24 protein-coding genes and 1 riboswitch are annotated in these 24553 nt (G+C 65.0%); of the genes, 8 read left to right on the forward strand and 16 right to left on the reverse strand.

Going from position 1 to position 24553, the window contains the following annotated elements; all coding sequences use genetic code 11:
- The first annotated feature begins 17 nt into the window (after positions 1 to 17).
- The 3 genes from metG to B9Z03_RS17985 are packed head-to-tail and all read left to right on the forward strand — an operon-like array spanning position 18 to position 3171.
- Entirely contained in the window at positions 18 to 1562 is a 1545-nt protein-coding gene (gene metG / locus B9Z03_RS17975) for a methionine--tRNA ligase (protein ID WP_085465463.1), read from the forward strand.
- 4 nt (positions 1563 to 1566) lie between these two features.
- Positions 1567 to 2355 (forward strand): TatD family hydrolase, encoded by a 789-nt coding sequence (locus B9Z03_RS17980; RefSeq protein ID WP_085465464.1) that lies wholly within the window; start codon positions 1567 to 1569, stop codon positions 2353 to 2355.
- A 3-nt stretch (positions 2356 to 2358) separates the two neighbouring features.
- Entirely contained in the window at positions 2359 to 3171 is an 813-nt protein-coding gene (locus B9Z03_RS17985; RefSeq protein WP_085465465.1) for an MBL fold metallo-hydrolase, read from the forward strand.
- A gap of 238 nt (positions 3172 to 3409) precedes the next feature.
- On the opposite strand, the gene B9Z03_RS17990 is transcribed toward B9Z03_RS17985, so the two are convergent.
- Together B9Z03_RS17990 and B9Z03_RS17995 are read right to left on the reverse strand one after the other, a co-directional pair.
- A complete protein-coding gene (locus tag B9Z03_RS17990) occupies positions 3410 to 3802 on the reverse strand; it encodes a GFA family protein (protein ID WP_085465466.1) in 393 nt (130 codons plus the stop codon).
- A gap of 223 nt (positions 3803 to 4025) precedes the next feature.
- The gene (locus B9Z03_RS17995; protein ID WP_085465467.1) at positions 4026 to 4763 is read right to left on the reverse strand and encodes a cation efflux transmembrane domain-containing protein; all 738 of its coding nucleotides are present in this window, start codon (positions 4761 to 4763) and stop codon (positions 4026 to 4028) included.
- 65 nt (positions 4764 to 4828) lie between these two features.
- On the opposite strand from B9Z03_RS17995, the gene B9Z03_RS18000 reads away from it, so the two are divergent.
- Both B9Z03_RS18000 and B9Z03_RS18005 read left to right on the forward strand, forming a co-directional pair.
- Positions 4829 to 5227: a MerR family transcriptional regulator gene (locus B9Z03_RS18000; protein ID WP_085465468.1), complete on the forward strand. Its 399-nt coding sequence runs from the start codon at positions 4829 to 4831 to the stop codon at positions 5225 to 5227.
- Between the two features lie 146 nt (positions 5228 to 5373).
- Entirely contained in the window at positions 5374 to 6120 is a 747-nt protein-coding gene (locus B9Z03_RS18005) for a sulfite exporter TauE/SafE family protein (protein WP_085465469.1), read from the forward strand.
- A 14-nt stretch (positions 6121 to 6134) separates the two neighbouring features.
- Here B9Z03_RS18005 and B9Z03_RS18010 read toward each other — a convergent pair whose 3' ends face one another.
- From B9Z03_RS18010 to B9Z03_RS18020, 3 genes are all read right to left on the reverse strand, one after another.
- Entirely contained in the window at positions 6135 to 7226 is a 1092-nt protein-coding gene (locus B9Z03_RS18010) for an FAD-binding oxidoreductase (RefSeq protein ID WP_085465470.1), read from the reverse strand.
- Positions 7227 to 7242: 16 nt separating this feature from the next.
- Positions 7243 to 8490, reverse strand: coding sequence for an aromatic ring-hydroxylating oxygenase subunit alpha (locus tag B9Z03_RS18015; protein ID WP_085465471.1), 1248 nt, complete (start codon positions 8488 to 8490; stop codon positions 7243 to 7245).
- 114 nt (positions 8491 to 8604) lie between these two features.
- Positions 8605 to 8809: riboswitch (cobalamin riboswitch) on the reverse strand.
- A gap of 81 nt (positions 8810 to 8890) precedes the next feature.
- Positions 8891 to 9499 carry a DUF922 domain-containing protein gene (locus B9Z03_RS18020; RefSeq protein WP_176247553.1) on the reverse strand — a complete coding sequence of 203 codons (609 nt, stop codon included), beginning with the start codon at positions 9497 to 9499 and terminating at the stop codon, positions 8891 to 8893.
- 67 nt (positions 9500 to 9566) lie between these two features.
- On the opposite strand from B9Z03_RS18020, the gene mazG reads away from it, so the two are divergent.
- Positions 9567 to 10391 (forward strand): nucleoside triphosphate pyrophosphohydrolase, encoded by an 825-nt coding sequence (gene mazG / locus B9Z03_RS18025; protein ID WP_085465473.1) that lies wholly within the window; start codon positions 9567 to 9569, stop codon positions 10389 to 10391.
- Positions 10392 to 10407: 16 nt separating this feature from the next.
- On the opposite strand, the gene hflX is transcribed toward mazG, so the two are convergent.
- The 9 genes from hflX to dusB all read right to left on the reverse strand — a co-directional run bounded on the left by hflX (position 10408) and on the right by dusB (position 21828).
- The gene (gene hflX, locus B9Z03_RS18030; protein WP_244561774.1) at positions 10408 to 11790 is read right to left on the reverse strand and encodes a GTPase HflX; all 1383 of its coding nucleotides are present in this window, start codon (positions 11788 to 11790) and stop codon (positions 10408 to 10410) included.
- Positions 11791 to 12030, reverse strand: a complete 240-nt coding sequence (gene hfq, locus B9Z03_RS18035; protein WP_085465474.1) for an RNA chaperone Hfq — start codon at positions 12028 to 12030, stop codon at positions 11791 to 11793.
- Positions 12031 to 12184: 154 nt separating this feature from the next.
- Entirely contained in the window at positions 12185 to 13045 is an 861-nt protein-coding gene (locus tag B9Z03_RS18040; protein WP_085465475.1) for a D-amino-acid transaminase, read from the reverse strand.
- 42 nt (positions 13046 to 13087) lie between these two features.
- On the reverse strand, positions 13088 to 14464 hold the full coding sequence (trkA, locus tag B9Z03_RS18045; RefSeq protein ID WP_085465476.1) for a Trk system potassium transporter TrkA: 1377 nt from the start codon (positions 14462 to 14464) through the stop codon (positions 13088 to 13090).
- A gap of 3 nt (positions 14465 to 14467) precedes the next feature.
- Positions 14468 to 15829: a nitrogen assimilation response regulator NtrX gene (locus tag B9Z03_RS18050; RefSeq protein ID WP_085465477.1), complete on the reverse strand. Its 1362-nt coding sequence runs from the start codon at positions 15827 to 15829 to the stop codon at positions 14468 to 14470.
- On the reverse strand, positions 15819 to 18125 hold the full coding sequence (locus B9Z03_RS18055) for a sensor histidine kinase NtrY-like (protein WP_085465478.1): 2307 nt from the start codon (positions 18123 to 18125) through the stop codon (positions 15819 to 15821). The genes B9Z03_RS18050 and B9Z03_RS18055 overlap by 11 nt, the downstream gene beginning before the upstream one ends.
- Before the next feature lie 87 nt (positions 18126 to 18212).
- Positions 18213 to 19673, reverse strand: a complete 1461-nt coding sequence (gene ntrC / locus B9Z03_RS18060; protein WP_085465479.1) for a nitrogen regulation protein NR(I) — start codon at positions 19671 to 19673, stop codon at positions 18213 to 18215.
- Entirely contained in the window at positions 19670 to 20815 is a 1146-nt protein-coding gene (locus B9Z03_RS18065) for a two-component system sensor histidine kinase NtrB (RefSeq protein WP_085465480.1), read from the reverse strand. Before B9Z03_RS18065 ends, ntrC begins: the two co-directional genes overlap by 4 nt.
- Positions 20812 to 21828 carry a tRNA dihydrouridine synthase DusB gene (gene dusB / locus B9Z03_RS18070; protein ID WP_085465481.1) on the reverse strand — a complete coding sequence of 339 codons (1017 nt, stop codon included), beginning with the start codon at positions 21826 to 21828 and terminating at the stop codon, positions 20812 to 20814. The genes B9Z03_RS18065 and dusB overlap by 4 nt, the downstream gene beginning before the upstream one ends.
- A 176-nt stretch (positions 21829 to 22004) precedes the next feature.
- Between dusB and B9Z03_RS18075 the strand changes: the two genes are divergently transcribed.
- A complete protein-coding gene (locus B9Z03_RS18075; protein ID WP_085465482.1) occupies positions 22005 to 23204 on the forward strand; it encodes a bifunctional 2-C-methyl-D-erythritol 4-phosphate cytidylyltransferase/2-C-methyl-D-erythritol 2,4-cyclodiphosphate synthase in 1200 nt (399 codons plus the stop codon).
- Positions 23201 to 23689 (forward strand): CinA family protein, encoded by a 489-nt coding sequence (locus tag B9Z03_RS18080; RefSeq protein ID WP_085465483.1) that lies wholly within the window; start codon positions 23201 to 23203, stop codon positions 23687 to 23689. Before B9Z03_RS18075 ends, B9Z03_RS18080 begins: the two co-directional genes overlap by 4 nt.
- A 2-nt stretch (positions 23690 to 23691) precedes the next feature.
- Here the strand turns inward: B9Z03_RS18080 and B9Z03_RS18085 are convergent, their stop codons facing one another.
- Entirely contained in the window at positions 23692 to 24024 is a 333-nt protein-coding gene (locus tag B9Z03_RS18085) for a hypothetical protein (protein WP_139832316.1), read from the reverse strand.
- Between the two features lie 46 nt (positions 24025 to 24070).
- Positions 24071 to 24553, reverse strand: a complete 483-nt coding sequence (locus B9Z03_RS18090) for a type II toxin-antitoxin system RatA family toxin (RefSeq protein ID WP_085465485.1) — start codon at positions 24551 to 24553, stop codon at positions 24071 to 24073.

A 24553-nucleotide genomic window follows, 5' to 3' on the forward strand; every position in this document is an offset into this window, starting at 1 on the left:
GAAGCCCAAGCGTCCCCATGCCAAACGAAAAATTCTATCTGACCACCCCGATCTTCTATCCGAACGGCAAGCCGCATATCGGCCACGCCTATACGGTGATCGCAACCGACGCGCTGGCGCGCTTCCAGCGCCTCGACGGCAAGGACGTGTTCTTCCTGTCGGGCACGGACGAACACGGCTTGAAGATGCAGCAGACGGCCGAAAAGGAAGGCGTGACGCCGCAGGAACTGGCCGACCGCAATTCGGCGATCTTCCGCACCATGGAAGAGACGCTCGGCGCCTCCAACGACGACTTCATCCGCACCACCGAAGAACGCCACAAGCGCGCCTGCCAGGCGATCTGGCAGCGCATGGCCGACAATGGCGACATCTATCTCGACCGCTACAGCGGCTGGTATTCGGTGCGCCAGGAAGCCTATTTCGACGAAAGCGAAACGACCGTCGGCGAGGACGGCGTGCGCCGCGAGCCGCTGGGCTCGCCGGTGGAATGGAACGAGGAAGAGACCTATTTCTTCCGCCTGTCCGCCTACCAGGACAAGTTGCTCGAACTCTACGAGAGCCAGCCCGATTTCGTCGGCCCGTCCGAGCGGCGCAACGAGGTGATGAGCTTCGTCAAGTCGGGCCTGAAGGACCTGTCGGTGTCGCGCTCGACCTTCAAATGGGGCGTGCCGGTGCCCGGCGACGACAAGCATGTGATGTATGTCTGGGTCGACGCGCTGACCAACTACATCACCGCGGCGGGCTTTCCCGACGAGAACAACCCGCGCTGGGGCTTCTGGCCGGCCGACGTGCACATCATCGGCAAGGACATCGTGCGGTTCCACGCCGTCTACTGGCCGGCCTTCCTGATGTCGGCCGGCGTGCCGCTGCCCAAGCGCGTCTATGCACACGGCTTCCTGTTCAACCGCGGCGAGAAGATGTCGAAGTCAGTGGGCAACGTGGTCGATCCGTTCTCGCTGGTCGAGCATTACGGGCTCGACCAGGTGCGCTACTTCTTCTTGCGCGAGGTGCCGTTCGGCCAGGACGGCAGCTACAGCCACGAGGCGATCGTCAACCGCACCAATGCGGACCTGGCGAACGGCATCGGCAACCTTGCCCAGCGCTCGCTGTCGATGATCGCCAAGAACTGCGGCGGCAAGGTTCCCGCACGCGACCTGACGGACGACGACCGCGCCGTACTTGCCGAGGCCGACAAGGCGCTCGTCCAGGCGCGCCGCGCCATGGGCGAACAGGCGATCCACCAGGCACTCGCCGGCGTGATCGCGGTGGTGAGCGAGGCGGACCGCTATTTCGACCGCCAGGCGCCGTGGGCGCTGCGCAAGACCGACCCGGCGCGGATGGAGACCGTGCTGTGGACGACGGCGGAAGCCGTGCGCCGCATCGCGATCATGCTGCAGCCCTTCGTGCCGGGCTCGGCGGCCAAGCTGCTCGACCTGCTGGCCGTGGCCGAAGATAAGCGCGGCTTCGCCAATGCGGGCGACGTCGACGCGCTCGTTCCGGGCACGCCGCTGCCGGCGCCGGCGGGCGTGTTTCCGCGTTACGTCGAGGCTGCGGGCAACTGATCGGATGCTGGTCGACAGCCACTGCCACCTCGATTTTCCGGACTTTGCCTCCGAGCGTGCGGACGTGATCGCCCGCGCCAAGGCCAATGGCGTGGGCGCGATGGTGACGATCTCGACGCGCGTGCGCCGCTTCGACGAGATCCGCGCCATCGCCGAAGCCTATCCCGAGGTCTGGTGCTCCGTCGGCACGCATCCGCACAATGCAGCCGAAGAGGACGGCATCTCGGCCGACGAACTGGTCGCGTTGTCGGCGCATCCGCGCTGCGTGGCGATCGGCGAGGCGGGCCTAGATTATTTCTACGACCATGCGCCGCGCGAGGCGCAGGCGAGGGGGTTCCGCACCCATATCGAGGCCGCGCGGCGCACCGGCCTGCCGCTTGTCATCCATGCACGCGACGCGGATGCCGACGTCGCCGCGATCCTGGAGGACGAGACAGGGAAGGGCGCCTTCCCTTTCCTTCTCCACTGCTTCTCCTCCGGCGCGGACCTTGCCCGCGTCGGCCTGCGCCTCGGCGGCTACATTTCCTTCTCCGGCATCCTGACCTTCCGCCGTTCGGACGAGCTGCGCGCGATCGCCCGCGAGGTGCCGCGCGACCGGCTGCTGGTCGAGACCGACGCGCCCTATCTAGCGCCGATGCCGTATCGCGGCAAGCGCAACGAGCCGGCTTACGTGCGTCACACGGCCGAGGTGCTGGCCGAGACGATCGGCGTTTCAGTGGACGAGATCGAAGACATCACGACAGACAATTTCTACCGGCTCTTCTCCAAAGCCGTCCGGCCGGCGGCGGCTTGAGCAATGGCGGACCGGCTGCGCCTCACCATCCTCGGCTGCGGCTCGTCTCCCGGCGTGCCGCGCATCACAGGCGACTGGGGCCAGTGCGATCCCGACAATCCGAAGAACCGTCGCCGTCGCGCCTCGGCGCTGGTGGAGCGCATTTCGAGCAGCGGCGTTACGCGCGTCGTCATCGACACGGGACCCGACTTCCGTGACCAGATGCTGACTGCCGGGGTCACACGTCTCGACGCCGCGATCTACACCCATCCGCATGCCGACCACATTCACGGCATCGACGACCTGCGCGGCTTCGTTATCGAGCAGCGCCGGCTGATGCAGGTCCATGCCGACGCACCCACCTCGGCGCGCCTGATGGAGGCCTTCGGCTACTGTTTCGTGACGCCGGAAGGCAGCTCCTATCCGCCGATCCTGAAGCATGTGCCGATCGAGCACGGCGTGCCGTTCGAGATCGCAGGCGAGGGCGGTCCGATCGTGTTCGAACCCCTGCCCCAGATCCACGGCGACATCATCTCGCTCGGCTTCCGCATCGGCAACCTGGCCTATTGCGCCGACGTCAGCGGCTTCACCGGCACCACGCCCGACCGGCTGAGAAATCTCGACTGCCTCGTCATCGATGCGCTGCAGTACCGGCCGCATCCGAGCCATCTGTCGCTCGAGCAGGCATTGCAATGGATCGACCGGCTCGACCCGAAGCGCGCCGTGCTGACCCACATGCACACGCCACTCGACTATGAGACCGTGCGACGCACCACGCCGGACCACGTCGAGCCGGCGTTTGATGGAATGACGATAGAGCTCGATTACGGAGCATAGCAGCGCTGCGTCCACGTAAGGCGTCGCTTTTCATATGCTGGGTGTTGCCAAGGACGATGTTCACTGCGGGCTGAGCCATTCAGGCGATTGGCCAAAGCCATTGCCCAGGACGCTAAATCACTGAGCGCGCATAGATTTCCTGGCGTTCGCGTATACGGATAAGTTCCATAATCTATCTTATGCGACCGTCTGATGTGGCGGTGAGCTGCCGTCGCGAACGTCGCGCGGCTTGGGCCGCCTACTCCTCAAACCTGCCCGTGCCATCGCGGTTGCGCTCGTATCGTCTCGCGAGGGGAAACGGCGGCAGCCAGGATTCGCGGCGGATGGTCCAGAGCTCGTAGGTCGGCTTCAACTGGTCCGGCGCGTCGAGCGATCCCACGCTCACCTCGATCTCGTCCCCGGTGCGGGCAAAGACGGACGAGCCGCAGCGCGGGCAGAAATGCCGCCCGGCATAGTCGCGCGTCTCGCCCTCGATCGTCACTGCATCCTGCGGGAAGATCGCGGACGCGTGAAACAGAGACCCGTGATGCTTGCGGCAGTCGAGGCAGTGGCACAGCCCGACGCGGTACGGGCGTCCCGACGCCACGATCCGGACATCGCCGCACAGGCAACCGCCGGTGAATCGGTCCATGCTGTGCCCCCTGTTTCAAGCAAGCGGAATGTAGATTGCATCTCTCGGCCGTCGACGGAAGCTCTCGCACCAGGCGGACGTGTCTGAACAAGCGCAGGTCAGAGCCTCAAAGCGTGTAGGCGATCTATTTTCATCGCCTTGCGCCCTGCCCTGGACGGCTGCATCAATTTGATATAACTCATTGTTTTTAATTGCAAAAATTACATTTTGCAACTTCGCCTCGTCACTCTGCCGGCGCCGGTGCGATATCTGCCCCTGCCCGATATTCCTTCCACGCCTGCCGCAGGATCTGCACCGACGACGTCAGGAAAAGGCCCGCCATGACCGCCGCGACGATCAGGTCCGGCCAAGCGCTCGCGGTGCCCCAGACGCCGAGCGCCGCAGCCATGACGATCGCATTTCCGATGGCGTCGTTGCGCGAGCACAGCCACACCGAACGCACATTCGCATCTCCGTTCCTGTAGGGCATCAGAAGGCCGACGGAAGCTAGGTTGGCGACGAGCGCCAGGAGACCGATGGCGCCCATCAGCTCGGCGCTGGGCAGTCCGAGGATCAGGGTCTGGTAGACCGTGGAGCCAAAGACCCAAAATGCCATCAGGCTGAGCGACAGCCCCTTGAACAAAGCCGCCATCGCCCTTGAGCGCATGGAAGTGCCGATCACAGCGAGACTGAGGCCGTAGGTCACCGTGTCGCCGAGAAAATCGAGCGCGTCGGCTTGCAAAGCCTGCGACCCGGCAAGCTGGCCCGCGACCATTTCGGTCAGGAACATCACGCCGTTGATGCCGATCACAGCCCATAGAACTCGCCGATAGCGCTGGCTCATGCCGTCGAAGACGGGTACACCGCCCGAACAGCAAGCGTCCTCGGCCTCGCAACGGCCTGCGCCGGGCTTCAACGGAAGCACCAGTGCCGGGGGTGCGTCGCAGCCGCCCGCTTTGTCGTTGCAACAGTGATCGGCCATGCCCTGTCTCCTTTTCTAGAGCCACCGTAGTCTCTATAGTCACTAGAGGTTCAAGAGATTTCGGCATGGATTTTTCGATCGGAGAACTGGCGCGACGCAGCAGGGTCAAGGTGCCGACGATCCGCTATTACGAGCAGATCGGGCTTCTGCCGGCTCCCCCGCGCACGCAAGGCCAGCAGCGGCGCTACGACAGCGGCCACACATCCAGGCTCAACTTCATCCGCCACGCGCGCGAACTGGGTTTCGAGATCGACGCGATTCGCGAGCTGCTGGCGATGAGCGCAGAGCCGAGCCAATCCTGCGTCGTGATCGACGATATCGCGCGGCGGCACATCGGCGAGATCGACCGCCGCATCGCACATCTGACGACGCTACGCGTGGAGCTGCAGCGGACGGTCGACGAATGCGGCCGCGGACAGGTGTGCGACTGCCGGGTAATCGAAGCCCTGGCCGAGAATCGCTAGGATTCGTTCCGCTCACGCGATGCGCTGCGCCCGCATTTGCACCACAGCATTGGAAACGCTATTTCGGCACGGGCAGATTGTGCGGAGAAACCAGCTCCTGTTCCGTCCGTCGACCTTCAACAACCACCCTCGCCTGCGATGAATTGATGGACTGGACTACAGCGGTCGTTTTGACGGGTGCCGCCGCCGCGGGCTTCGCGCAGGGCGTGTCGGGCTTCGCCTTCTCGCTGGTGTCGCTGTCGATCTGGGTCTGGGCGATATCGCCGCAGATCGCGGCACCCATGGCCGTTTTCGGCTCGTTGGCCGGCCAGTTGGTGACCCTGCCCTGGGTGTGGCGCGGCTTCGATCTCGCGCTCCTCATGCCGCTCGTCATCGGCGGCCTTATGGGTGTGCCGCTCGGCATCTTCCTGCTGCACTGGCTCGATCCGAACCTGTTCAAGCTGGCGCTGGGCATCTTCCTGCTGATCTACTGCCCGCTCGCCCTGCTGCTGCCGCACGATTTCAAGCTGCGCGCGGGCGGTCGCCTCGCCGACGGCGCGGCCGGCTTCATCGGCGGCGTCATGGGCGGACTGTCTGGCGCATCGGGCCCGATTCCTACGCTCTGGACCACGCTGCGGGGCTTCGCGAAGGAGACGCAGCGCGGCGTGCTGCAGGCGTTCAACATCGCCATGCACGTGGCGACGCTGAGCGGATACGCCCTCTCCGGCACGATCAACCAGGAGACGCTCCGGATGTTTGCCCTGATCGCCCCGGCGCTTGCGGTCCCGGCGATCCTTGGCGTGCAGGTGTTCCGACGCATGCCGACGCCGGCATTCCGCCGCCTGGTCCTTCTGCTTCTGTTCCTTTCCGGTATCGTCCTGTTCTCGGGAAGCGTCGGCGCCTTTCTGGGATAGCCGTATTCGAATCCTCAGGCTTCGATCTGGACCGCGCCCAGCGGCCGCGAGCAGCAGGCCAGGATGTAGCCGTCGGCGATCTCGTCATCGAGAATACCGCCATTGTGCTGCATGTCGACCGGACCGTCGCACTTGACCTTGCAGGTGCCGCACAGACCGAACTCGCAGGCCGCCGCGATCCTGACACCGGCCGACCTCGCCGTCTGCAGAACCGTTTGCCCGGAGAGGCACGACGCGTCGACACCGGAAAGGCTGAAGGTGATCGGCGTTGCCTCCGCAACCGGGTCATCCGCCGGTGAGGAGACGGGAGGCACATCTTCCTTCGCTGGCGCAGCGAAGCTTTCCTGGTGGTAGCGGGCCATGTCGAAGCCGGCATTGTCCAGCATCGCGCGGACGGCCTGCATGAAGGGCTCGGGGCCGCAGCAAAAGACCTCCCTCTCCCGGAAATCCGGAGAGAGCAGCGGCAGGCGCACTGCGTCGATGCGGCCCATATGGCCGAACCAGCTCTCGCGGCTCGACCGCTCCTCGATCAGGAAGCCGAGCGAGAGACCGGGCATGCGAGAGCCGAGAAGCTCGAGTTCCTTTCGGAAGATGATCTCTTCCGGCCGCCGCGCGCACGTGACGAAGGCGACGTCCGTCCAGGGCGCGCAATCGTTCAGCCAGCGCAGCATCGACATCATCGGCGTGACGCCGGAGCCCGCCGATATGAAGAGATACTTGGCCGCGGGATGGCGGTGGAGCGTGAAGTCGCCGGCAGGACCGTATGCCCTGAGCAGCGTGCCCGGCCGGACGGTGTCGAACATCCAGCGCGTGCCCAGGCTCCCCGGCTGCGCCTTGACCGTCACTGCGATCGAGAACGGCCGCGACGGGCTGGACGACAGCGTGTAGGTGCGCATCAGCGGCTCGTCACCGACCGGGAGTTCCAGCGTGATAAACTGCCCGGGCTGATACCGGAACCAGGTCTGGTTGTCCGAGCGGAACGTGAACGTCTTCACCTCCGGCGCCTCGTCCGACACGCCGATGCATTCCAGCGTCTGCAGACGGTCGTTCCAGGGCGCCATCTCGTCGAGATGGCGGTAGAGAGGCGGGGCGGCGAAGGCGTTCATGGTCCCCTCCCCGTGCTCAGGCGACGCTGCGCAGCGCCGGCTTTCCGCTGCCGGAAAGACGCGGTTCGATGAAGGCGCAGTACCACTCGACGAACTGGATCACGCCGCCTTCGTGGTCGAGCGAGTAAGGTCCCGGCTCGTAGGCAGGCGACTTGATGCCGAAGGCGTTCTCCTCGACGATCCGCCGGTCCTGGTCGTTGGTCTCGGTCCAGACATGGGTGAGTTCGGCGAGGTCGTAGTCGATGCCCTCGACCGCGTCCTTGTGGACCAGCCATTTGGTCGTCACAGCCGTCTCCGTGGCGCTGATCGGCAGCACGCGGAACGTCACGGCATGATCGCCGAGGATGTGGTTCCACGTCGTCGGATAGTGATAGAGCAGCAGCGAGCCGATGCGGTCGGTCGAGACGTCGTCGGACAGGTTCTTTCTGACCGCGCGCCGGCCGGTCATCGTGTAGCTGACGGCATCGCGCAGCAGCGGCACGCGCGTGGTGCGGTACTGACCGTCATCGGCGATGGTGAAGCGGCTGGGCAGTCCCGCCGCCTCGCAGCGCTGCCAGTGTGCGACGATCTCGGGATCGCCATCCGCGCCCTGCACGCCAGTGACCGTCGGGGCCTCAGGGAAGGTCTTGCACAGTTCCGGATGGTTGCCGGCGCAGTGATAGCACTCGCGGTTGTTTTCCCAGACGAGCTTCCAGTTGCCCTTCTCGACGATGGTGCTCTCGAACGCAACCTTCGCCTCCGTGAGACGATGCGGTCTGAAGAACGGCTCGACCATGGTGCGAAAGGGCTCGAAATCGGCCGGCTCGTCGGCGAGGCAGATGAAGATGTAGCCGCCGACCGTCTCGCAGGCGACCGGCTTCAGCGAAAACTGCGCCGGATCAAACTCCGGTCCCATCTGGCGGGCGAACAGCAGCCTGCCGTCGAGGTCGTAGGTCCACTGGTGGTAGGGACAGACGAGCCGCGCCGAAGCACCCTTGGCGCCGGCGCAGACACGACTGCCGCGATGGCGGCAGGAGTTGTGGAACGCCCTCACCTGCCCCTGCCGGTCGCGCACGATCACCACAGGATAGTCGCCGACCTGCAGAGTCACGTAATTGCCCGGCTTCGGGATCTCGCAGTCATGCGCCGCAAACAGCCAGTCGCGGTACCAGATGAGTTCCAGATCGGCCTGGAAATAGTCCGGGTCGGTGTAGAACGCCTGCTCCAAACTGTAGCCGTCGCGCCGGTTGCGCAGGCGGCGCAGCATGTCGTTGCGGATATCCATGTCCTGTCCTCGCGGTCCAAGGACTGAACTGGTGGTGATTTCAGGGAAGAGCATCCGCGCACGGCATTTGCCGGGCACGGAGATCCGCCGCTTGACCGCCCACCGCGATCAGTCGAGTTCATCATGTCCAGGGCTGGTTTCCGGGCTCCGGAGCCGTCCTGTCGGACTGTCTCGACACCTTCCCGGGTTCGGCACCCAGTGGTCTCCCGTCGAGACGTTCAGCTCCGCTACCGTTGCGGGGGCAGCGCCGGCCTTTCACCGGCTTCCCAATTCTCCGGCGCGTTCGTCGCGCGCCGGCACCTCGGACAGGATGATCTAAGCACCACTCCTCGATTCCGGGCGGCAGGAAAGCGACATCCACAGGGCAAAAGGCGACAGGCGATAGGGCGCAAAGGCCACGCTATTTCGCCGAGATCAGGGCGCGGTCATATTTGAACTGCTGGCCGCCATCGCCGAACCAGCTCGCGTCGAAGGCCGCCTGCTTGCGCTGGTGCCAGGCCTCGGACGACGTCGACTGCCGCTTTGCCTGCTCCACCATCCCGGCGCATTCCCGGCGCGCATCGCCCTTCAGGCGCAGGATGTCGCGCTCGACGCGCCGGGCATAGTCCAGCGCGATGTCGCGGTGGCGCTTCTCATGCCGCCACAGATGCGCTTCGAAAGCGGTCCACGCCTTGCGCACGGAAGCGCTCCCCTTCCCCGTCCATTTCGGGATCCGGTAGGTGAACGAGACGTGCACGTCGAGGCCGGTCACGACGCACCGGGCTCCCCTGACGCCTGCCTTGATGTCGCGCACGTCAAAGGTCATGCTGGTTGTCGCCACCTTGTGGTCGCGCTGGCCGGTAAGCCTGGGGCCTTTCCTGGCAATCTGAGCGTAAATCTCCTGTCCGGTGCGGCCGCTCACCGGGTAGTGGATGGTCTTCTCGCTATAGGTGACTTTGGCGGCCGAGTCGGACAGGCTCGGCGTCGCCAGAAGGACACCAAGGGCAAATGCTCTCAGGCTGGACTTCACGCGTCGCCGTCTCCCCGCCGACCGGGAGATCCGGGGCGCCGAACCAAGTTATTGCGCGTGTGGACAAATGCAACCGTCGAGAGATATCGCCCGCCTCATCGAGATCATGGCCGCGCTGCGCACGCCGGGCACGGGCTGCGCGTGGGACCTGGAGCAGACCTTTGCAACCATTGCGCCGTATACGGTCGAGGAGGCCTACGAAGTCTCCGACGCGATCGCGCGCAACGACCTCACCGACCTTCGCGATGAGCTCGGCGATCTGCTTCTCCAGGTGGTCTTCCATTCCCGCATCGCACAGGAGGCCGGCGAATTCGAGTTTGGCGACGTCGTCACCGCGATCACGACCAAAATGATCCGCCGCCACCCGCACGTCTTCGGCGATGCTGACGCGCGTGCCGCCGGTTCCGCCAAGGGCCAGTGGGACCGCATCAAGGCCGAGGAGAAAGCGGAGAAGCGTGCGGCGCGCATCGCCCGCGGCGAAAATCCGGAGGACCATGGGACCGGTTTCCTCGACGGGATCCCGGTCGTCCTGCCCTCGCTGACCCGCGCATTGAAGCTGCAGCAGAAGGCGGCGACGGTCGGATTCGACTGGGGCGAGGCGGCGCCCATCCTCGACAAGATCGAGGAGGAAATCGGCGAACTGCGTGCCGCGATGGCCGCCGGACGACAGAGCGAGATCGCCGACGAGTTCGGCGACATCCTCTTCGCGGTCGTCAATCTCGGCCGCCACCTCGGCGTGGATGCCGAGGCCGCGCTCGCCGGAACCAACGAGAAATTCCGCTCGCGCTTCCACTTTGTGGAGAAAGCACTTTCCGACGCAGAATCAAGCCTTAAGGACGCATCTCTTGAAGAGATGGAAGAGCTTTGGCAAAAGGCGAAGAAGACTGCATAACAGGCTGAACTGACGCCTATTTCTGCCCTACCCTGGCATTGAATTCCGCCAGCGCCGCAGGCGTTGCGCGAAGTTCGAGCGTTACCGAGCCGTCATCATTGTCTTTTCGGGACTGGACTGCGGCGTTCCGGTAGAGCCAGTCGATAGAGCCCAGCTGCTCTGGCGGGAGGACAATCGTAGCCAGCGTCAGCGCGCCCGATATCCGCGCCTCGATCAGGTCGAGCAGTTGCGAAATGCCCTCGCCGGTAACAGCGGAGATCGCGATCGGCGGCTCCTTGTCCGGCGCACTACCTTCTTCGAGGAGGCGCTGACGGGTGCCCTCTTCCAGCAGGTCGATCTTGTTCCAGACCTCGATCACACGTCGGCTGTCCGACGCGTCGACGCCGAGGTCGCCGAGAATGCGCTCCACGTCCTCCGCCTGCGCGGCCGTGTCGGGATCGGAGATGTCGCGCAGGTGCAGCACGAGATCGGCCTCCACCACCTCTTCCAGGGTGGCGCGGAAGGCCGCGACGAGATGGGTCGGCAGGTCGGAGATGAAGCCCACCGTGTCGGAGAGGATGACGATCGTGCCGTGCGGCAACCGCACCCGGCGCAGCGTCGGGTCGAGCGTGGCGAACAGCATATCCTCGGCCAGCACCCCTGCCCCGGTCAGCCGGTTGAACAGGGTGGACTTGCCGGCATTGGTGTAGCCGACGATGGCGACGATCGGATACGGCACCTTCTTGCGCTTGGCGCGGTGCAGTTCGCGCGTGCGCTTGACCGTCTCCAGCTCGCGCTTCAGCCGCAGGATCTTCTCCTGCAGGATGCGCCGGTCGGCCTCGATCTGGGTTTCGCCTGGGCCGCCGAGGAAGCCCGCGCCGCCGCGCTGGCGCTCAAGGTGTGTCCAGCTGCGGACCAGCCGGCCCTTCTGGTAGTTCAGATGCGCGAGCTCGACCTGGAGCGCGCCCTCCTTGGTGCGGGCGCGCCGGCCGAAGATCTCGAGGATGATGCCGGTGCGGTCGAGCACCTTGGCCTTCAGTTCCTTTTCTAGGTTGCGCTGCTGCACCGGCGTAAGCGGGTGGTCGACGATCACCAGCTCGGCCTTCTTCTCAGCCACGACGGCCGCGAGGTCTTCGATCTTGCCGCTACCGATCAGGGTTGCCGGTCGCGGGTCGGCGACGGTCACGATCTCAGTGTGGACGGGTTCAAGGTCGATCGCGAGCGCAAGCCCGACTGCCTCGTCGTGCCTGGCCTGTGGAGAGCGCGACAGTCTCGGGCGCGAAATCGAATCACCGCTGTCATCATTGCGCGGATGACGCGTAAGCACCGGCACCACGACCACGGCGCGGCCGGTGCTTTCGGGAACAGCCTCCGCGGGTCCGGCCTTGCGGCCCCGCGGCTTGTCGCCGGCTTCGCTCAATCAGGCGCCTTCTTCGCCGTCGAACATCTGCACCGGCTGGCTCGGCATGATCGTGGAGATCGCGTGCTTGTAGACCAGCTGCGAATGTCCGTCGCGGCGCAGCAGAACGCAGAAATTGTCGAACGATGTCACTACGCCGGTAAGCTTGACGCCGTTGATCAGGAAGATGGTCAGGGGATTTTTGCTCTTGCGAACCGAGTTGAGGAACAGGTCCTGGAGGTTCTGCGATCGTTCCGCCATTTTTCTTATCTTTCACCTTGCCCGCAAGTTCACCGACAGTAGCACCGAACAAGACCGGGATTGTCAAGCGTCGCGGACCTGAATCCGGCGCATGGCAACCCTGCGTTTCGGTGGGGAACTCGACATCGAGCCATGAGGGCTCGCGATGCGGTTATCAGGCCGGAGTCTTTTCCGCAACGTCAAAAAACGCCTGCCGCAGCGATTGGACGACCGAGCCCGGATGGCCATTGGCGATCGGAGACCCGTCGACCTCCACGACCGGCATCGCGATGGTGGTGGCGGAACTGATGAAGGCCTCGCGGGCAGCCTTTGCCTCATCAACGGAAAAGCCACGCTCCTCGATCTTCAATCCGAGCTTCGCGGCGACTTCGAACAGTGTCGTGCGCGTGATGCCGCGCAGGATACCGTGCTCCGCGGGCCTCGTGACCAGGCAACCGTCCTTGGTGATGATCCAGGCATTCGACGACCCGCCTTCCTTGACGTTGCCCTCGGCATCGACGAACCACGCTTCCTGCGCGCCCGCTTCCTTCGCAGCCTGCTTGGCGAGCACGTTGGGCAGCAGCCCGACGGACTTGATGTCGACGCGGTCCCAGCGGCTTTCCGGCAGGGTGATCACCTTGATTCCCGTCTCGGCTCGCCTCGCGGCGAGAGCCGGATCGACTTTCTTCGCGGTCACGACGACGGCCGGGACGGTCTTGTCAGGGAACACGAAGTCACGGCTGGCCACCCCTCGCGTCACCTGCACATAGACTAGGCCGTTAGTGACGCCGTTGCGGGTCACCACCTCGCGCATGACCATGACGAGGGCCGAACGGTGCATCGGCCAGCCGATCCGCAGCTCGCGCAGCGACCGGTCGAGCCGGTCGAGATGGCGCGTCATGTCCATCAGATTTCCGCGCGCGACCTCGCAGACCTCGTAGACCCCGTCTGCGAACTGATAGCCGCGATCCTCGATATGGATAGCGGCATCGCGGTGCGGAACATAGCGGCCGTTGACGTAGGCGATGCGAGGCATTGTTGCTCCTTGGAGGATTTGGAACGGTCGGCAGGCCGGACGTCAGAAGAATTCGAGGCTGACGCGGAACATCTGCTCCACCTGCCGGACCTCGTTCGCCATGGCGAAGATCACGACACGGTCCTTGGGCTTGATCCGCATCGTTCCGTCAGGCTTCAACACCTGCCCGTCGCGGTAGATTGCGCCGATGCGCATGCCCGAGGGCAGGTCCGCGTCGCGCAGCTGCGGGCCGACCAGCGGCGAGGTCTCCAGCGCCTCCGCCTCGATGATCTCAGCCGCCCCCTTCTGGACGCTGTGGACGGCCCGTATGCGGCCCCGCCGCACATGCTGCAGCACACGCGAGATCGTCACGTTGCGCGGGTTGATGTAGGCGTCGACGCCGATGGTCTTGGTCAGGTCGTGGTAGGAAGGGTTGTTGATCAGGGCGAGGTTCGACTTGCAGCCGAGCCGCTTGGCCATGACGCTCGACAGGATGTTGACCTGATCGTTGTTGGTCAGCGCCACCATCAGGTCGGCCGCCTCGATGTCGGCCTCCAGCAGCAGCTTCTGGTCAAGCGCGCTGCCATGCAGCACGACGGTCTTCCGCAACTGGTCCGCGATAGCGATCGCGCGTTCGCGCGTGTTCTCGATCAGCTTGACACGGGTGCGGATCTGCCGCTGTTCCAGCGCTCTGGCGACGTAAAGGCCGATATTGCCGCCGCCGGCGATGACGATCCGCGACGCTTCGGTCTCCTCGTGGCCGAACAGGCCGAGCGTGCGGCGCACCTGGTCCTTGGTTGTCACGACATAGGCGAGGTCGCCCGCGAGCAACTGGTCGCTGGAATGCGGCACGAAGAGCTTGCCGTTGCGGCTGACGCCAACGACGGTCGACGGCAGGTCGGGAAACAGCTCGCTCAGCTGGGCAAGCGGTGTGTTGATGACCGGGCATTCTTCCAGGCACTCGATCGCGACCATGGCCACCTTGCTGTCGGCGAAGCGCACGACATCGGTCGCCCCGGGCAGAGCGATACGGCGCAGCACCATCTCGCCCACTTCAAGCTCGGGCGAGATCACCACGTCGATCGGCAGATGTTCGCGCGAAAACAGGTCCTGGTAATGCGGTCGCAGATAGGACTGCGACCGGATGCGCGCGATCTTGGTCGGCACGTTGAACAGCGAGTGCGCGACCTTGCAGGCGATCATGTTCACTTCGTCGTAGAGCGTGACGGCGATGACCATGTCGGCCTCTACGGCACCGGCGGCCTCCAGCACGTCCGGATGCGCGCCGTGACCGACGATACCGCGCACGTCGAGCGAATCGCGGATCGCGCCGATCAACTCGGGCGAGGTGTCGATGACGGAGACGTCGTTGCGCTCCGCCGCTAGCCGTTCCGCGATGCCGTATCCTACTTGTCCAGCACCGCAGATGATAACGCGCATAGATCAGACTCCGAGCGACTTCAGCTTCCGGTGAAGCGCGGAGCGTTCCATACCAATGAACTCGGCCGTGCGCGAGATGTTGCCGCCAAAGCGGTTGATCTGCGCGATAAGATATTCCTTCTCGAAGAGCTCGCGGGCCTCGCGCAGCGGCAGCGCCATGATGTGCTGGTCTGACTGGTTCGGCGCCCTCGGCATCACGTCGCCGATCTCCGCCGGCAGAAGGTCGGCCGTGATCGGCGCGTCGGCATCGTCGCCACGCGCGAGGATCATCAGGCGCTCGACATTGTTGCGCAGCTGTCGGACGTTTCCGGGCCAGTTATGCGCCTGGAGCACGGCCATCGCATCGTCGCCCATGCGGCGCGGCTTGATGCCGGCCTGGGCGCCTACGATCTCCATGAAATGGTGCACGAGCAGCGGGATGTCCTCACGCCTCTCGGACAAGCCCGGCACCGGAACAGGCACGACGGCGAGACGGTGATAGAGGTCCTCGCGAAAACGCCCGTCGGCGATCATCGCCTCCAGATTGTAGGCGGTCGACGAGATGATGCGCACGTCGACCTTGACACGTTTCGTGCCCCCTACCCGCTCGAACTGCTGGTCGACGAGGACGCGCAGGATCTTGTTCTGCGTCTCGCGCGGCATGTCGGCCACCTCGTCGAGATAGAGAATGCCGCGATGGGCCTCCTCCAGGGCGCCGATCTTGCGCTCGACACCGTTCGCCTCGGTGCCGAACAGCTCGATCTCCATCCGCTCCGGCGTCATCGAGGCGGAGTTGACGGACACGAAAGGCGCGCCCGCGCGCGTCGAATGGGCGTGGATCGCGCGCGCGACCATCTCCTTGCCGGAACCTGAAGGTCCGATGATCATGACGCGGCTGTTGGTGGGCGCCACGCGCTCGATCGTCTGGCGAAGCTGGTTCATCGCCGTCGAGGTGCCGATTAGGTCGAAAGTATCGCCAGTGCGCCGCTTCATCTCCGAGACTTCGCGACGAAGCTTCGACGTCTCCAGCGCGCGTTCGGCGATGAGGATCAGACGGTCCGCCTTGAACGGCTTCTCGATGAAATCATAGGCGCCGCGCCGGATCGCCGACACCGCGGTCTCGATATTGCCGTGGCCCGAGATCATCACCACCGGCAGCTCGGGATGGATCGCCTTGATCTCGTCGAGCAGGGCAAGGCCGTCGAGACGCGAGCCCTGCAGCCAGATGTCGAGGAAGACGAGGCGCGGCATCCGGTCCGAGATCGACGCCAGCGCGCTGTCGGCATCGTGCGCGATGCGCGTCTCATGGCCTTCGTCGCCGAGGATGCCGGCCACGAGCTCGCGGATGTCCTGTTCATCGTCAACGATCAGGATGTCAGACGCCATTTTGCACCTTCTCCGCTTGCTGTTCGCCCTCGGTCCGTTTCACGGATCGGGAGCCGGCCTGCGCCGCGCCGACGCCCGGAAGAATCATCCGGATCAACGCACCGCGGCCGCCGTGGAAATCGGCCGGCGCGTCATGCAGTTCGAGCCGGCCACCATGGTCCTCGACGATCTTCTTGACGATAGCGAGGCCGAGGCCGGTGCCTTTTTCGCGCGTGGTCATATAGGGCTCGAGCAGCCTCTGCCTGTTCTCGCGCGGCAGGCCCTTGCCGTTGTCCATGACGTCGACGGCGATGAAGCCCTTTGCCTGGATCGCCCGTACACGAATGACGCCGGGCTCGCCTTCGGGTCGCTCGCCCGCGTCGATAGCCTCGGCGGCGTTCTTGATCACATTGCCGAGCGCCTGACCCATCAGGCGGCTGTCGAACGTGCCGACGAGCGGCTGATCTGCGAACTGACGCTCGAAGACGATGTCGGACCGGCTCACCTCGACAAGGAAGGACGCTTCGCGCAGCGCCTCGCGCAGATCCATCTGCTGCATCGCCGGCTTCGGCATGCGGGCGAAGGCGGAGAACTCGTCCACCATCCGGCCGATATCGCCGACCTGCCGGATGATCGTGTCCGTGCACTGGTCGAAGATCTCGCGATCCTCGACGATCACCTTGCCGAAGCGCCGACGGATGCGCTCGGCCGAGAGCTGAATCGGCGTCAGCGGGTTCTTGATCTCGTGCGCGATGCGGCGCGCCACGTCCGCCCAGGCGGTCGAGCGCTGCGCCTGGACGAGATCCGTGATGTCGTCGACGGTGACGACGTAGGACTTGGGGCCGTCGCGCTCCTCGCTACCTTCCACAGTGATCTGGACATTGAACGTGCGCTCCGCGCCGGCGCGATAGAACGTCACCTGTTCGCGGTAGACCGGACGCGATGAATCGCGCGCGATCTCGAAGACACGCCCGATCGCCGGCAGCACGGCAGAGATGTTCTTGCCGATCGTGCCCGCGAGCGGCAGCGCCAGCATCGTCTCCGCCGAGCGGTTGACGATCGTCACCAGGCCTTCCGAATCGACGCCGATGACGCCCGCCGTCACACCCGCCAGAACCGCTTCCGAGAAACGCCGCCGCTCGTCGATCTGATCCTTGGCGCCCAGCAGCTCGTTGCGCTGCGACTTGAGCTCGGTCAGCATCGTGTTGAAGGTCTGCGCAAGGTAGCCCACGTCGCCATCGGACGAGCGGACGGGCACCTGCACGTCGAGATTGCCGGTCGCGACCTCGTCGGCCGCGCCAATCAGCTGGCGCACCGGACGCACCAGGCGGTCCGCCACCGCGATACCGGTCCAGATCGCTGACATGACGATGACCAGCGTCAGTCCGAGATAGAGCAATGCGAAGGCGATCTGCGTCGCCGTGCGGTTTTCCTCCAGCCCGCGATAGGCACCCGCATTCGCGCGCACCAGCTGCCTGGCGCGGATGACCTCCTGGTCGACCTCGCGTACGGTGAAGAGATAGGCCTCGGGAATCTGCCTGAGCTTGATGATTGCACCGACGATGTTGCGGATACGCGGCTCGATCAGCACGGGCTGGCCGTCGGCCGCCGTCTGGACCGCCTCGATCGGCGGATCGGGAAACTCGATGTCGCTCTGTGTCGCTGCCTGCATCATGATCGATCCGTCGGACCGGATGAGCGCGGCGTGTTCGAGCGCCCTGCCCTGCGCCTGCTGGGTCAAAAGCGCCTCGAAGCGGAGACGATCGAGATTGTAGAGCGTGCGGTTGTTGTCGAGGTCGTTGGCCATCGACAGCGTCGTGCCCTGCAGGTTGCGCGCATTTTCCCGCACATAGGCATCTGCGATCGACAGCGACGAATTGATGATCGTCTTGGTGCGGATGTCGAACCAGCGGTCCAGGCCGACGTCGAGCGTGATCGAGGCGACGATCGCGACCAGGATTGCGGGCAGCGCCGCCACAAGCGCGAACATGGCGACAATGCGCACATGCAGTCGCGCGGCCGCCTTGCCGATGCGGCGCGCCATCAGGATGCGATGCGCCTCGCGGCCGATCAGCGCCAGGAGGACCAGGATGAAGGCGGCATTGACGGCGATGAGAACGAGCGTCGTCTGACGGGTCGGCTCGATCGACGTGAGGCCCATCAGGATGACGAAGGAGATCGCGGCCGACGCCAGCGAACAGACCACCGTCACGATGCCCGGCCATGCGAGCAGGCGCCGGCCATCGGCCGGTTGCGCGGCGGGGACGGCCACGGGCAGCTCTGCTCCCGATATGGCGGGGTCCACGGCTTGGTTCATGTCAGGTCGAGCAGCATGGTCTGCGTTGCAGCTATGCAACGCATTGTGGCGATTCTGCAACAATTCGATGGCAGACCGCGTTTTCCCTCAGGCCTGTCGCGATGTCCGGTACACGTTGACGCCCAGTTCGCGGATCTTCTTGCGCAACGTGTTGCGGTTGAGCCCCAGAAGCTCGGCCGCCCGGATCTGATTGCCGCGCGTCGCTGTCATCGCGGCAAGCACGAGCGGATATTCGACCTCGGCCAGGATGCGCTGATAGAGTCCCGGCGGCGGAAGATCGTCGCCGAAGCCGGTGAAATACTGCTGCAGGTAATGCTCCACGGCCTGGCTGACAGAGATGTCGTCCGGCAGGCTGGACGAACTGCCAGCCGGCTGCGGCAGTTCGCCGGTGCGCAACTCGTGCTCGATGATCTCGGCCGAGATTTCGTCCTGCGGGTAGAGCGCGGCGAGTCGGCGGATCAGGTTCTCCAGCTCGCGCACGTTGCCCGGCCACGGATAGCGCTTCATCAGCTCGATGCCGGGACTGGAGATACGCTTGGCCGCGAGCCCCTCGTTCTCCGCTTGCTTGAAGAAATGCCGCACGAGGTCGGGAATGTCTTCCGAGCGCTCTTTGAGCGCCGGCAGGCGCAGCGGCACGACGTTCAGGCGATAGAACAGGTCCTCGCGGAAAAGGCCCTGATTGATCAGGGTCCGCAGGTCCTTGTTGGTCGCGGCGACGATGCGCACGTCCGTCTTGATCGGTGTGCGGCCGCCCACGGTCGTGTATTCGCCTTGCTGCAGCACGCGCAGCAGGCGCGTCTGGGCCTCCATCGGCATGTCGCCGATCTCGTCGAGGAAGAGAGTGCCGCCCTCGGCCTGCTCGAAACGGCCGGTCGAGCGGTTCTGTGCGCCGGTGAAGGCGCCCTTCTCGTGTCCGAACAGTTCCGACTCGATCAGGTCGCGCGGGATCGCGGCCATGTTGATCGCCACGAAGGGCCCGTTGCGGCGGCGGCCGAAGTCATGCAGCGCGCGCGCCACCAGCTCCTTGCCTGTGCCCGACTCGCCCGAGATCATCACCGTCAGGTCCGTCTGCATCATGCGGGCGAGCATGCGGTAGATGTCCTGCATCGCTGCCGAGCGTCCGACCAGCGGCATCGATTCCGGCGGCTCCTCGGCGCGCTCGGTCGTCACGGCCTTCTTCGGCTCGGACAACGCACGGTTGACGATGTTAAGCAGCTCGGTGAGGTCGAAGGGCTTCGGCAGGTATTCGTAGGCCCCCTTCTCCGAGGCGCGGATCGCGGTCATGAACGTGTTCTGCGCACTCATGACGATCACCGGCAGGTCCGGCCGCGCCTTCTTGATGCGGGGCAGCATGTCGAACGCGTTCTCGTCCGGCATGACGACGTCTGTGATGACGAGGTCGCCCTCGCCCGCCTGCACCCAGCGCCACAGGGTGGCGGCGTTGGAGGTGACGCGCACGTCGTGGCCGACGCGCGAGAGCGCCTGGTTCAGGACGGTGCGGATTGCCGCATCGTCGTCGGCGATGAGGATGCTGCCGCGTGTCGTCATCCGTCGAGACCTCCGTCCGGGTCATGGCCCGCGGGATAAGTGCTTTCTCTCCAGGCAGGCATCAGGATGCGGAAGGTCGTTCCGGCGCGGGACGATTCGCATTCGATGATGCCGCCGTGCTCGCCTACGATCTTCGCCACCAGGGCGAGACCCAGGCCTGAGCCGTTCTGCTTGGTGGTGATGAACGGATCGAAGAGGATGGGGAGAATGTCTTCCGAAACGCCCGGACCATTGTCCGTTACGCAGAATTCAAGCGGCAGCGAGACGCGATCCGCGCTTCCGGGCACCGAGAGGCGCATGCCGGGCCGGAACGCCGTCGACAGCTTGATCTCGCCCTTCGGGTCAGATCCGATCGCCTCGGCGGCGTTCTTCACCAGATTGAGGAACACCTGCACGAGCTGGTCTCGATTGGCGAAGACCGGCGGCAGGCTGGGATCGTATTCCTCGACGATCTTGATGCGGCTGGCAAAACCGTTCCTGGCGATCGCCTTCACGCGGTCGAGCACGGCGTGGATGTTGACCGCCGAGCGCTCTATCGGCCGCTCGTCGGAGAAGATCTCCATCCGATCGACCAGCGAGACGATGCGGTCGGTCTCCTCGGTGATCAGCCGCGTCAGCGTCCGGTCCTCGTCCGGCACCACCGTTTCGAGAAGCTGGGCGGCGCCGCGGATTCCGGAGAGCGGGTTCTTGATCTCGTGGGCGAGCATGGCCGCGAGACCCGTGACCGAGCGCGCCGCGCCCCGATGGGTCATCTGGCGATCGATCTTTTCCGCCATCGAGCGTTCCTGGAACATGATGACGACCGAACCGGGAATCTCGACCACCGGCGCAACATAGATGTCGACGATCTTGTCGGGGCCGATGCGCGGCGAGGAAATGTCGACGCGATACTCGTTCACCGCCGCCTTGCGCTCGCGCACCTGCTCTACCAGCGTCAGCAGTGGACTGCCGAAGGGCACGAAATGGTCGAGCGTGTTACGCGATAGGATCACCGCGCTTGCCTTGAAGAAATCTTCGGCGTCGGCATTGGCGAACGAAATGCGACTGTCGGGGCCGACCATGATGACCGGGTGGCGGATCGTGTTGAGGACGATCTGGGCCGAATCCAGTTGTGACTTCCGAGACGAGGCGGGCGCGGTCATGCGGCTATCTCCATCCCGCTGGTCGCGGCTTCGGCGAGCGCCAGCCGCAGGCCCTGTTTGACGGCCGCCGGATCGGTTCCAGTCATGATCGTGGCGCGCAGCGCGTCGGGCACCTGGGGCACATGGCGGTCGAGATACCAGCCGAGATGCTTGCGCGCGTGCCGCACGCCCGTCGCGGCACCGTAGTGCGCGAGCATGTCGTCGTAATGCCCCAGAACGTAGTCGCGGAGCTCTTCAGGCGAAGCCGGCGCGGACACACTCCCATTGCCGCCTGCAATCTCTCCGGCCAGCCACGGCGCGCCATAATGGCCGCGGCCAACCATCACCGCATCGGCGCCAGATTGTTCGAGGATCGCGGCGGCATCATGCGCTGAACAGACATCACCATTGGCCACGACGGGGATGGACACCGCCTGCTTGACCGAAGCGATCGCCGACCAGTCCGCACGACCGGTATAGAACTGGCAGCGCGTTCGACCGTGAACGGTGACCATCCGCACGCCCGCCTGTTCCGCGCGTGCCGCGATCTGCGGCGCGTTGATCGTCTGGTCGTCCCAGCCGAGGCGCATCTTCACCGTCACCGGCACGGCGACGGCGGACACCACTGCCTCGATCAGCGCCAGCGCGTGGTCCGGCTCCCGCATCAATGCCGATCCGCAATAGCCGCCGGTCACCTTCTTGGCAGGGCAGCCCATGTTGATGTCGATGATGTCGGCGCCCTCGCCGGCCGCGATTCGCGCGCCCTCGGCCAGCCAGTGGGCGTCGCGGCCCGCCAGCTGCACCATGTGCGGTCCAATGCCGGTCCGGCTGATGCGCCGCGTCGATTCTTCGTTGCGCTTGGCGAGTTCGCCGCTCGCGACCATCTCGGACACGACGAGGCCGGCCCCGTGCGCATAGGCGCGTTCACGGAACGGGCGATCGGTGATACCGGACATCGGGGCGAGGAACACCCGGTTGCGGAGCCTCACGCCACCGATATCGATCGGCTCGGCGAGAGAATTTGGAAGCTGCATGCACAAAAACCGGGCAACTTTTTCGACTGCTTAGTCTCTAGACATATTCGCGGCGCGGCGCAACGGGCAAGTGCTGTGATTTGTGCATGGCAGCCCCGAAGCCCTCAGGGCTCTGGTCAAGCAGGATGGCGTGCCTTATCCGAAAGCCCGGTTCAGAAATGTGGCAACATGTCCATATGACAGAGAATTCCGAAATCGCCGTGGTCATCGTCGCCGCTGGCCGTGGCGAGCGGGCGGGCAGCCCGGAAGCGGGACCCAAGCAATATCGCACGATCGGGGGCGAACCGGTCATCCGCCACACGATTCGCCGCTTCGCCGGCCATCCGTCGATCGGCCGGATCATCGTCGCGATCCATGGCGACGACATCGGACTTTTCGAAGACGCCGCCGCGGAACACCGCGGCCGCGTCAGCGCTGTCATCGGCGGCGCAAGCCGGCAGGAATCGACGCTGCTGGCCCTGCGCAAGCTATCGGCCGATCCGCCCGGACTGGTGCTGATCCATGACGCAGTGAGGCCCTTTGCCGACGGCGAGTTGATCGACCGCGTCGTGCGCGCTGCGTCCGAAGGCCAAGGCGCCCTTCCCGCCCTCGCGGTCACCGATACGCTCAAGAAGGACATGGTGGAGGGCCTGGTCACCGTCGACCGCAACGGCCTGCACGCCGCGCAGACGCCGCAGGGATTTCCCTTTGCCCAGATCCTCGCGGCGCACGAGGCAGCACACCGGTCTGGCCGCACCGACTTCACCGACGACGCCTCCATCGCCGAGTGGGCCGGGCTGCCGGTGCGCCTCGTGCTGGGCTCTCCCGATAATTTCAAATTGACCTATCCGCGGGATCTCGCCATGGCCGACGAAAAGCTCAATCGCGACAGGCTCGCATTTCCCGATGTGCGGACGGGCAACGGCTACGACGTTCACGCCTTCGAACCGGGCGACGCGGTCTTCCTGTGCGGCGTGCGCATTGCGCATGACAGAAGGCTTTCCGGCCATTCGGATGCCGACGTGGGTCTGCACGCGCTCACCGACGCGCTGCTGGCGACCTGCGGCGCGGGTGATATCGGCACCCACTTCCCGCCGTCGGATCCGCAATGGCGAGGTGCTGCCTCGCGGATCTTCGTCGAACATGCGGCCTCGATCGTCCGCGCCAGGGGCGGCCGCATCGCCAATGCGGACATCACGCTGATCTGCGAGGCGCCGCGCGTCGGCCCGCACCGCGCCGCGATGACCGCGGAACTGTCTTCGATGCTCGGCATTTCAGCGGACAGGATCTCGATCAAGGCGACCACCAACGAGCGGCTGGGCTTCATCGGCCGCGAGGAAGGCATCGCGGCGATCGCGACCGCCAGCGTCGTCTATCCAGGGAGCCTGCCAGAATGACCGACCGCGCCGCGCTTGCCCGCACTTTCCTCGAAGCTTGCAAGGACCGCGGCATCCTCGTCGCCACGGCCGAATCCTGCACGGGCGGCGGCATCATCGCGCTGATGACGGATATGCCGGGCTCTTCCAGCATGGTGGACCGCGGCTTCGTCACCTATTCGAACGAGGCGAAGATCGACATGCTGGACGTGCGCAAGGAGACGCTCGATCGGCATGGCGCCGTGTCCGAAGAGACCGCGCGCGAAATGGCCGACGGCGCGCTGGCGCATTCGCGCGCGGGCATCACGCTCGCCGTGACAGGCATCGCCGGGCCAGACGGCGGGTCCGAGGAAAAGCCCGTCGGGCTCGTCTGGTTCGGGGTAGCCTGCAAAGGCAAGCCGACGCGAACGGAGAAGCGGATTTTCCAGAACCTAGGTCGTGACTACATCCGACGCGAGACGGTCCAGACCGCGCTCGAACTCGGGCTGGATGCCTTGGGCAACTAGGCTCAGACGACCAATTCAATCGCGAAGCGGCGCCCCTTCCCGCCGGGTGGCGGCATCATACGCGGCAAACCGCGAAACTTGCGCTCGACCATCTTGCGCAGATTGACGCTCGCATTCGACCTGGAGGCATCGACCTTGCCGATCCGGCCATGGGCGTCGACCGTGAAAACGATGCGCAGCACCTTTACTCCAGCCGTCGTGGCGGCGGCCTTGAGTTCCCGGTCGGCCTTCAAAGAGGACACGCAACGGTGGACCAGGCTCGCATAGTCGTCCAGCGCGCGCGCTGGACTCGCGAGTGCCAGAACGAAACAGAGCGCTGCTGCTGCAATCCGCATGGAACCCCTCTGACATCGCACCAATTTGCAGATGTTGGTGAGGCGGTCAAATCGCGGATGGTCGGCTCACCGCGGCGGCAGGACGGCCATAGATCTCATCGGCACGCTTTTCGAAGGCGCCGGCGAAGGTGCGGAACGCGCGATCGAACACGGCTCCCATCAGGGCGCCGAGCATGCGACTCTTGAACTCATAGTCGATGTCGAAGCCGACATCGCAGCCATCGGCGGGCGCTTGTTTGAACGTCCACAGGTTGCGCAGATATTTGAACGGGCCGTCGATGTATTTGACGTCGATGACGAGCTCGTCAGGCTTGAGAACGACCTGGCTGGTGAAGGTCTCGCGGATCGCCTTGTAGCCGACGCTCATGTCGGCGATCAGCACCGTGACGCCGTCACGCTCCTTGCGCGAGCGGACGCTGAGCGCCTCGCACATCGGCAGGAACAGCGGATACTTCTCCACGTCCGCGACGAGCGCGAACATCTGCTCGGGCGTATACGGAACGCGCCTGACCGTGTCGAACTTCGGCAT

Origin of the sequence: Mesorhizobium australicum (assembly GCF_900177325.1) — a bacterium.
GTDB lineage: Bacteria > Pseudomonadota > Alphaproteobacteria > Rhizobiales > Rhizobiaceae > Mesorhizobium_A > Mesorhizobium_A australicum_A.